At 69.6% G+C, this 7,176-nt stretch carries 12 protein-coding genes; 4 read left to right on the top strand and 8 right to left on the bottom strand.

The window, feature by feature from the left end; translation table 11 throughout:
* Nucleotides 1-138 precede the first annotated feature (138 nt).
* Together ACWF94_RS28130 and ACWF94_RS28125 are read right to left on the bottom strand one after the other, a co-directional pair.
* Nucleotides 139-330, bottom strand: coding sequence for a hypothetical protein (locus ACWF94_RS28130; RefSeq protein WP_453494337.1), 192 nt, complete (start codon nucleotides 328-330; stop codon nucleotides 139-141).
* Nucleotides 320-751, bottom strand: a complete 432-nt coding sequence (locus tag ACWF94_RS28125; protein ID WP_453494334.1) for an ATP-binding protein — start codon at nucleotides 749-751, stop codon at nucleotides 320-322. The genes ACWF94_RS28130 and ACWF94_RS28125 overlap by 11 nt, the downstream gene beginning before the upstream one ends.
* 107 nt (nucleotides 752-858) lie before the next feature.
* Between ACWF94_RS28125 and ACWF94_RS28120 the strand changes: the two genes are divergently transcribed.
* Entirely contained in the window at nucleotides 859-1,722 is an 864-nt protein-coding gene (locus ACWF94_RS28120; RefSeq protein WP_453494331.1) for a helix-turn-helix domain-containing protein, read from the top strand.
* 19 nt (nucleotides 1,723-1,741) lie between these two features.
* The gene (locus ACWF94_RS28115) at nucleotides 1,742-1,951 is read left to right on the top strand and encodes a DUF397 domain-containing protein (RefSeq protein WP_453494328.1); all 210 of its coding nucleotides are present in this window, start codon (nucleotides 1,742-1,744) and stop codon (nucleotides 1,949-1,951) included.
* A 64-nt stretch (nucleotides 1,952-2,015) separates the two neighbouring features.
* Here the strand turns inward: ACWF94_RS28115 and ACWF94_RS28110 are convergent, their stop codons facing one another.
* The 3 genes from ACWF94_RS28110 to ACWF94_RS28100 are packed head-to-tail and all read right to left on the bottom strand — an operon-like array spanning nucleotide 2,016 to nucleotide 3,651.
* Nucleotides 2,016-2,867 carry a helix-turn-helix domain-containing protein gene (locus tag ACWF94_RS28110; RefSeq protein ID WP_453494325.1) on the bottom strand — a complete coding sequence of 284 codons (852 nt, stop codon included), beginning with the start codon at nucleotides 2,865-2,867 and terminating at the stop codon, nucleotides 2,016-2,018.
* 24 nt (nucleotides 2,868-2,891) lie between these two features.
* Nucleotides 2,892-3,419 (bottom strand): DUF6879 family protein, encoded by a 528-nt coding sequence (locus tag ACWF94_RS28105; RefSeq protein ID WP_453494322.1) that lies wholly within the window; start codon nucleotides 3,417-3,419, stop codon nucleotides 2,892-2,894.
* The gene (locus ACWF94_RS28100) at nucleotides 3,391-3,651 is read right to left on the bottom strand and encodes a hypothetical protein (RefSeq protein ID WP_453494319.1); all 261 of its coding nucleotides are present in this window, start codon (nucleotides 3,649-3,651) and stop codon (nucleotides 3,391-3,393) included. The genes ACWF94_RS28105 and ACWF94_RS28100 overlap by 29 nt, the downstream gene beginning before the upstream one ends.
* Before the next feature lie 190 nt (nucleotides 3,652-3,841).
* Here ACWF94_RS28100 and ACWF94_RS28095 point away from each other — a divergent pair, with 190 nt between their 5' ends.
* On the top strand, nucleotides 3,842-4,273 hold the full coding sequence (locus ACWF94_RS28095; RefSeq protein WP_453494317.1) for a glycine-rich domain-containing protein: 432 nt from the start codon (nucleotides 3,842-3,844) through the stop codon (nucleotides 4,271-4,273).
* Between the two features lie 28 nt (nucleotides 4,274-4,301).
* On the top strand, nucleotides 4,302-4,739 hold the full coding sequence (locus tag ACWF94_RS28090; RefSeq protein WP_453494314.1) for a hypothetical protein: 438 nt from the start codon (nucleotides 4,302-4,304) through the stop codon (nucleotides 4,737-4,739).
* On the opposite strand, the gene ACWF94_RS28085 is transcribed toward ACWF94_RS28090, so the two are convergent.
* The 3 genes from ACWF94_RS28085 to ACWF94_RS28075 form a co-directional block, all read right to left on the bottom strand.
* Entirely contained in the window at nucleotides 4,736-5,578 is an 843-nt protein-coding gene (locus ACWF94_RS28085; RefSeq protein WP_453494311.1) for an alpha/beta fold hydrolase, read from the bottom strand. The genes ACWF94_RS28090 and ACWF94_RS28085 overlap by 4 nt on opposite strands.
* A 96-nt stretch (nucleotides 5,579-5,674) precedes the next feature.
* Entirely contained in the window at nucleotides 5,675-6,520 is an 846-nt protein-coding gene (locus ACWF94_RS28080; protein ID WP_453494308.1) for an EamA family transporter, read from the bottom strand.
* Entirely contained in the window at nucleotides 6,517-7,008 is a 492-nt protein-coding gene (locus ACWF94_RS28075; protein ID WP_453494305.1) for a YbaK/EbsC family protein, read from the bottom strand. Before ACWF94_RS28075 ends, ACWF94_RS28080 begins: the two co-directional genes overlap by 4 nt.
* Nucleotides 7,009-7,176: the final 168 nt, after the last annotated feature.

The raw sequence follows: 7,176 nt of genomic DNA, 5'->3' as shown, positions 1-7,176 counted from the left end.
CTATAGCACCTCACGGACACCGTAGCATCGCAACTTGAGGAGTTCAGCCGGTACCCGATGTACACAGCACGTAAGTTCCGGCCGGAACGGCGTACGCTCCCCGGCCGCCCGTGCCGGCGACCGGGGAGCGCGCCCGGTTCAGCGCTCCCGGCAGGCCCGGTTCTCCCCTCGGTGGACCAGGCGGGCCATCGGCCGGACATCGAGCCGGTACAGCGCGGCGAAATAGAACCGGTGCCAGCGCTCGTCCACGGCGTACAGGGTGTGCAGCAGCCCGGCCCGTACGGTGTCGGCGGCGCTCGGCGGCATCACCTCCGGCCGGTCATGGGCCACGGCGTTCACCCGCCGTCGCCGTCGCGGACAACTCCGCCCAGACCGCCTTGCCGGGTCCCTCACGCTCGGCCACGCCCCACCGCTGCGCCAGCGCCGCCACGAGCGGGAGCCCGCGTCCGCCCGGTGCGTCCGCCGTGGGCTCGGTCAGCACCGGCCGCCCGCCCGCCGTGTCATGCACCTCGATCCGCAGCCCGCCGCCCGGCATCCGCAGCCAGCGCGTCTCGATCTTCCGCCCCGGCACATACGCGTGCCGCACCGCGTTGGTGAGCAGCTCCGACAACACGATCAGCGCCTCGTCCTCCAGGCCCGTCAGCCCCCAGTCCGCCAGGGACTTGCGCAGTCGCTCCCGCCCCTTCCCGACGCACCGGGGACTGTACGTCCACCGCGATACGAGTGTGCCGCCCGTACATGCCTCGCTCATGCGGTCCCTCCGGCGTGGGCGAACCGCGACGCCCGGTCGGCCGCGCAGGTGCATGCGGCGAGGTCGACGGAGGTGAGCCGGTGCCGTCCCGCAGGAGGGATCGCAGCATGTCGGAGAAGCGACAGCACCCGCCGACCGTCAGACTCCGCCGTCTGGCAGCCGAGTTGCGCCGTCTTCGTGCGACGGCGCAACTCACTCGGGAGGATGTGACGGAGCGGACCGGCATCAACGGTGTGACGCTCTACCGCATCGAGAAGGCGCGTGCCCGTCCGCAAAAGCGCACACTGGTAGCTCTGTTGGACCTGTATCAGGCAAACGAGGCCCAGCGCTCAGACCTGTTGACCATCCAAGGCGGCTCCAACGCTCAGGGTTGGCTGCGTCCGTATCACTCGGATCTGCCCGAGGAGTACACGGCCTACATCGGCTTCGAGGCCGAGGCGCGGACAGTGCGCAACTACGAATCTCTGTTCATTCCGGGTCTCGCTCAGACAGAGGACTACGCGTATGCGGTTGTCAGAGGCGTGTTGCCCATGGCCAGTCAGAAGGAAGTGGAACAACGTGTCCAGGCGCGCATGGAGCGCCAGGCACTCCTCGCCAAGGAGCGGCCTTTGCAGCTCTGGGCGATTGTTGACGAGGCGGCAATCCGACGCGAAGTCGGAGGGCGCAAGGTGATGCGAGAGCAGGCGCAGCACTTGTTGCGGCTCATGGAAGAGCCGCATGTCACCTTTCAGGTGATCCCGTTCGAGAAGGGCGCGCACGCGGGCATGCCCAGCAGCTTCGTACACATGGACTTCCCGGACCCAGCTGACCCGGAGCTGGTCTGCGTGGACACTTCAGCAGGTGATTTGTTCCTTGAGGCCGAGGCAGAGATTCGGCGTTACAAGTCGATGTTCGAGCACTTGCAGGCCGTGGCTGTAGGGCCGAACGACAGTGCGGGACTGCTGGCTAAGCTGGCAGCCGGGAGTGACTGAGGGAGAGGAAGTGTTTGGAGTGCAGCACGAACCGACCGCGCCGGTCTGGCGCAAGAGCAGCTACAGCAGTGGGAACGGCCAATGCATCGAGGTCAGCGATGACTTCCCGGGTGTCATACCCGTGCGCGACAGCAAGGCTCCGGTCGGCCCACAACTCGCCTTCGGGCCGTCCGCCTGGACCTCGTTCATGGGCGCGGTGAAGAACGAGACCTTCCGGGCCACCGACTGAGGCCCAACTCCCGTCGCGCCCTGGCTCACAGCGGGCCGGGGCGCGCGGACGCACCGGCCACGCGTCAGCCGAGCGCCTCGATGGCCTTCACGATCAGCGCGCGCGCCTCCGCCCCGTACACGGCCATCGCACGCAGCGCGTCGAACGCCTCCCGATAACTCGTTACCTCGCTCGGCTGAGTGATGTTCACCTTCGCGGAGATCAACTCCACAGCCACCAGCCTGTCGTCGAAGATATGGAACGTCTCGTGCGGCCAGTGCCTCGGCCCCGGGGCGGCCATTGGGATCACCCCGAGGGACACGGCGGGCAGCGCGCCGGCGGTCAGCAGATAGCCCAGTTGCGCGGCCATCGCGGACGGCTCCCCGATCTGGTAGTACAGCGCGGCTTCCTCCATGAGGAGGACGAACCGGCGGCCCGGTTCGTGGATGATGCGGGACCGCTTGACCCGGGCCGCTGCCGCTTCGGGGCTGTCGTTGGGGACGCCCCGGAAGTCGGCGATGCCGCTCAGTACGGCCGCCGCGTAACCCTCGGTCTGGAGCAGTCCCGGCACGAGCGTCGAGGAGTAGAAGCGGAACAGCCGGGTCTCCCGGTAGAACCGCACCCGGTCCTCCTGGAGCTGCCGTAGCCCGGTGCGTTCCTGGTCGCGCCACTCCTTGTAGAGGGACTCCGCGTCGAGGGACTGAGCGATCAGGTCATCCGCCTGGCCCGGAATGCCGCAGGCACCGCACCAGAGCCGTATGTCCTTGGCGGAGGGTGCGGTGCGCGCGTTCTCGATGCGGGAGGTCTTGGCGTGGTGCCAACCGCATTGGTCGGCCAGTTCGGTGACCGTCAGTCCGGCTGTCCTGCGCAGGTCACGCAGCTTTTTCGCGACGCGCTCACGTGCGGCCTGAGCGGAGGATGACGGAGATATGGGCATGAACTGGCCTGTTGGCTCTTTCGGTCAGCGGATCTCGTACTGGTCGTGCGGGATGGCACGCGCCCACACGGTTTCGAAGGCGTCCGCACACAGCTTGACGGCGGCGGGGTCGTCGCTGGTTTCCCCCTCTGTCGGTGAACCGTCTCCGGCGAAGTGGTTCCAGCGCACCAACTGCTCGTCGAAGAGCCAGAAGTCGTTGCCAGGGAGGGCGATCCCGGATGCCTGTCGACGTGGCAGCCATCTCACCTGTTCCCCGGCCGCCACATTGGTGAACGTACCCGAGTGCTCGTAGCGGATGTACTCGCTCACCGGCTCGGACACAATGCGGGCACGCCGTACGACGACACCGCGCGCCACCGTCTCGGACATCAGGTCCAACCACGGCCGCCACCAGGAGGCACGGTCCGCCGGATCGTGGCGGAAGCCGCTCTTCCAGGCTTTGAAGCGCTCCCTCTCGTAGTCGACCGCGTACGAGTCGCGCATCTCCAGATGCACGGCGGATCGGGTGCAGCGGCGGAACACCTCAGCGGGGTCCGTGATGCTCGATGGCATCGCACGCCTCCCGGATCATGTCCACCATCCTCCCGGGAATCCGGATCACAGCCTCATGGTCCGGGATCCCCTTCGCGTGGCCGGGTACCTCCGTGGCGGCGCACTCGGCTTCGAGCGCGGGGCCGGGCTTCCAGCCCTGGAGGATGAGTTCCTGGTTCTCCTGATCCACCCACACGGTGGGGCTGTCGAAGTCACCGGTTTCGGGGTCGATCCCGATGAAGGCTAATGACATACCAACGTCCCTTCTGCATTGTGCGGTTGTGTGCAGCAGTGTCACGTGTCCAGTTCACGCGGTTAAGAGCGCGAAGGCGCCGTGCCTTTCGAGAGCATTACTGTGCACATGTATGCACATGGCTGGCAGGTGGAACAGTCAGGCTCCTACGGTCGAATCCCCTCAGCCGGGATCCCTCAAGGAGCACCCCATGACCGCACTCGCCCCTCCCCGCCTCGGCCGCCACCTCATCGCTCCCGACCTCTTCGACCGCCTCGTCACCTTCCTGGAGTCCGAGGAGGCGATGACGCGCCCGCGCGCCGAGCGGGTCATGGACCAGGCCCTCGCCTTCATCGACATGGCCGGGCGGCAGGGCGGCATCCCGCTGTCGCCGTCGAGGGCGGTCGATCCCGGGTGGCATGCCTTCCTTCTGCACAGCCAGGAGTACGCGGACTTCTGCCACGGCCGCTTCGGCAGGTTCCTGCACCACCGCCCGCTCAGGGGCGGACTGCGGGACGGGATCGCCGTGGAACGCGCGGTCCGGGCCCTGGCGGAGGCCGGATACGCCGTCGACCACGACCTGTGGGGTACGCCCGCCGAGTGCAATCCGCCCGCCTGCTGCGGCGACGGCGACGGTTGCTGACCGCGCGCCCGCGACGCGTACGCAACCCGTGCGGCTCACCGGATGCGGCAGGCTCACGATCTTCCCCCTGGAGGGGCTGACCGTCGCGTACACCACACAGTCCGGCGACGCGCGCGGCCTCGGCGACATCGCGATCGTCGCGGTGACCGGGCCGGACACCGTAACCGGGCCGGACAGCGCGACCGGACAGGGCACCGCGACCGGTGATCAGCTCTGGCGGCTGGCCGCGAGCATGTACGCGCAGGTGCCGTCCGGGCAGACGCAGGCCCGGTGGATTCTCACGCAGTGCGCTCGGGCCAGGATGGTCAGGGCGGCGGCGTACCGGGAACTCGCGGACGCGCCCTGGAGCGCGGATCTCGACCGTGAGTTCCGGCTCGATGACCTCTTCGCCAACCACACTGTGCTGCGGACGGGCTCACTCGCTCTCGTACCCGGCAGGTGGAACACCCCGCCCGGCTGCCACTAGGCCGGAAACCCCGGGAACTCCAGGAACTCCAGCAGCGCCGAGGTCAGTTCGGCGGGAGCGTCCTCCTGGACCAGATGGCCGGCGCCGGGGATGAGGCGGAGGGCGGCGCCGGGGATGAGGGAGACCAGGTCATGGGCCCTGGCGGCCGGGATCCAGGTGTCGTCCTCGCCCCAGCAGACGAGGACCGGGAGGTCGAGGGAGCCGTAGCGGTCCTGGATCTCGTCGGTGTAGCGCTGGTCGGCCTGGGCGATCTGGCGGTAGAAGGCGGGCAGGCCGTCGTCGCCGAGCCAGGGGGCGACGAGGTGGTCGAGTGTCAGGGGGTGCAGGCCGGGGCTGCTCGCCGAGGAGATGTACTCGCGGACGAGGGCCCGGTGCAGGGCGGGCGGCAGTTGTTCGAAGACCTCCGCGTGCTCGCCGACCAGACGGAAGAACGGGGAGCCCCAGGGCGCCAGCGCGACCGGGTCCACCAGGGCGAGCCTGCGGTAGCGGGCGCTGTGGAGGAGGTGGGCGCGCAGGGCGACCGCGCCGCCGAAGTCGTGGGCCACCACCTGGGGCTCGGACAGGTCCCAGTGCGCCAGCAGTTCGGCGAAGACACGGCCCTGGGCGGCCAGCGACACATCCTGCCCCGCCGACTTCGCCGACGCGCCGTACCCGGGCATGTCCCACACGTACACCTGGAACCGCGAGCCGATCGCGCGGGCGATCGCACGCCAGACGTACGACGAGAACGGTGTGCCGTGCAGCAGCACCACCGGCGGCGCCGCCGGGTCGCCGAGCCGGTCCCAGCGCACATCTCCGTACGCCGACGGGAACGTCCTGGTCAGCCGCCAGTCGTCCACAGCTCTGCCTCCACCCTGCCGTCATGTGCGATACGGATCTTGTACGTTACGTGGGGCCCCGGTGCGGGTCCAGGACCGCCCGCTCCGGCCATCCGCTCAGCCCACCCGCAGCATCAGCCCGATCCCCACCACCATCAGCCCCGCCGCCGCGATCCTCGGCGCCCCGAACCGTTCCTTGAAGAAGATCGCGCCGATCGCGGCGCCCACGATGATCGACGACTCCCGCAGCGCGGCGATCGGGGCCAGGGGTGCACGGGTCTGTGCCCACAGCACCAGTGAGTAGGCGGCGATCGACAGGGCCGCGCCGAGCATCCCGAGGGCGGCGAACGGGCGTAGCCGGGGGAGCAGTTCGCCCCTGAGGCGGTGGAGCGCGTACGCGGGGATCAGTAAGCCCTGGAGGATCATCAGCCAGGCGATGTACCCGAGGGGCGAGCCCGAGGCCCGTACGCCGACACCGTCCACGACCGTGTACGCGGCGATCGACAGGCCCGTCGCCAGCGCCGCCCCCAGCGCCGCCCAGTGCGGGCGCGAGCCCTTGATGCCCCACAGCGCCACCCCGACCAGGCCGGCCGACGCGAGCACCACGCCCGCCAGCTGCGGGCCGCGCAGCGTCTCGTCCAGGAGGAGCGCGGCGACGACGGTCACCACCAGCGGGGCCGTGCCGCGCGCGATCGGATACATCTGGCCGAAGTCGCCCAGCGTGAACGACTTCATCAACAGCGACTGGTACCCGACGTGCAGCAGCGCGGAGGCCACCAGATACGGCCATGCCTTCGCGTCCGGCAGCGGTACCAAGCAGGCCAGCACCACCCCGATGACCGTCCCGCCTCCGCAGATCAGCGTGAAGGCCACCAACTGGTCCCTGATCCGGTGGGCGATCGCGTTCCAGGTCGCGTGCGTGATCGCGGCTATCAGCACCGCCGCGGCGACGGTCGCCGTCACTCCGTACGCTCGCGCACATCCACCAAGGTGCCGCCGGCGTGGGCGATCAGCGACTTCGGGTCCAGCGGGAACACCGTGTGGGGGGTGCCGGCCGCCGCCCATACCACCGTGTGATCGAGCAGCCCGCGATCCGCCAGCACACGGGTCCGGGTGGCGTGGCCGAAGGGCGGTACGCCGCCGATCGCGTACCCCGTGGTCTCCCGGACCAGGTCCGCGTTCGCGCGCTTGACCTTCGCCGCGCCGAGTTCCTGCCGTACGCGCTCGACATCCACCCGTGAGGAGCCGTCCATCAGGACCAGGACGGGGACCCCGTCCGCCTCGAAGATCAGCGACTTGACGATCTCGCTGACGTCACAGCCGATCGCGGCGGCGGCGTCTGCCGCGGTGCGGGTGGCGTCCGGGAAGCGGCGGACGGGGACGTCGAGGCCCAACTCGCGGAGGGCCTCGGCGAAGCGGGGGTGGGTGGGCGGCGTGTCGTGGGTACTCATGGCGGCACGCTAGCGGTACCTGTACCGACCACGCGAGCGCGTTCCTGCGGAAGCTTGCGCGGGGCGGGGGCGGCTGCGGTTTGGGCCTTTTCGGGGCTCCGCCCCGGACCCCGCGCCTCAAACGCCGGCGGGGCTGGATTTGTGCACCTTGCGCGGGGCGGGGGCGGC

This window comes from Streptomyces sp. NPDC055078 (genome assembly GCF_053607985.1).
This window is presented reverse-complemented; position numbering and strand designations above follow the sequence as displayed.

Bases quoted from the DNA above. Each gene is read 5' to 3' on its own strand.
- ACWF94_RS28110 (WP_453494325.1), bottom strand. From the start codon at position 2,867: ATGCCCATATCTCCGTCATCCTCCGCTCAGGCCGCACGTGAGCGCGTC.
- ACWF94_RS28075 (WP_453494305.1), bottom strand. From the start codon at position 7,008: ATGAGTACCCACGACACGCCGCCCACCCACCCCCGCTTCGCCGAGGCC.
- ACWF94_RS28100 (WP_453494319.1), bottom strand. From the start codon at position 3,651: ATGTCATTAGCCTTCATCGGGATCGACCCCGAAACCGGTGACTTCGAC.
- ACWF94_RS28105 (WP_453494322.1), bottom strand. From the start codon at position 3,419: ATGCCATCGAGCATCACGGACCCCGCTGAGGTGTTCCGCCGCTGCACC.
- ACWF94_RS28125 (WP_453494334.1), bottom strand. From the start codon at position 751: ATGAGCGAGGCATGTACGGGCGGCACACTCGTATCGCGGTGGACGTAC.
- ACWF94_RS28095 (WP_453494317.1), top strand. From the start codon at position 3,842: ATGACCGCACTCGCCCCTCCCCGCCTCGGCCGCCACCTCATCGCTCCC.
- ACWF94_RS28120 (WP_453494331.1), top strand. From the start codon at position 859: ATGTCGGAGAAGCGACAGCACCCGCCGACCGTCAGACTCCGCCGTCTG.